General features: G+C 47.8%; 1 protein-coding gene. It reads right to left on the bottom strand.

Going from position 1 to position 268, the window contains the following annotated elements:
* Nucleotides 1-268 (bottom strand): hypothetical protein (locus CWC11_RS21370; protein ID WP_138684211.1); only part of this gene is annotated, 268 nt, incomplete at both ends.

Raw genomic sequence — 268 nt, 5'->3', positions numbered from 1 at the left:
TGACCACGGTACAAAATTGGGTAATGCTCACTTAGCTTGTCAGTTAAGTAGTTGGCATTCACAATCGCCATTTCAGTTGCTTGCTTTAAGCCTTCAGAGCCCATCATCGTGATGTATGCCCATGAAATAGGTAAAATGGCCGCTGAACCGTATGGTGCTGCCGATACTGCGCCATTGCCTTCAGTGGTACCAGGCACGTTAATTACGCTGTGGTTCGGCATAAACTCTTCTAGGTGTGATTTAAGCCCTATTGGGCCAACACCTGGGC

It is taken from the genome of Pseudoalteromonas sp. S3178 (assembly GCF_005886985.1).
GTDB classification, from domain to species: Bacteria; Pseudomonadota; Gammaproteobacteria; order Enterobacterales; family Alteromonadaceae; genus Pseudoalteromonas; species Pseudoalteromonas carrageenovora.
The sequence above is the reverse complement of the archived record's forward strand: the minus strand, read 5'-3'. Positions and strand labels throughout refer to the sequence as shown.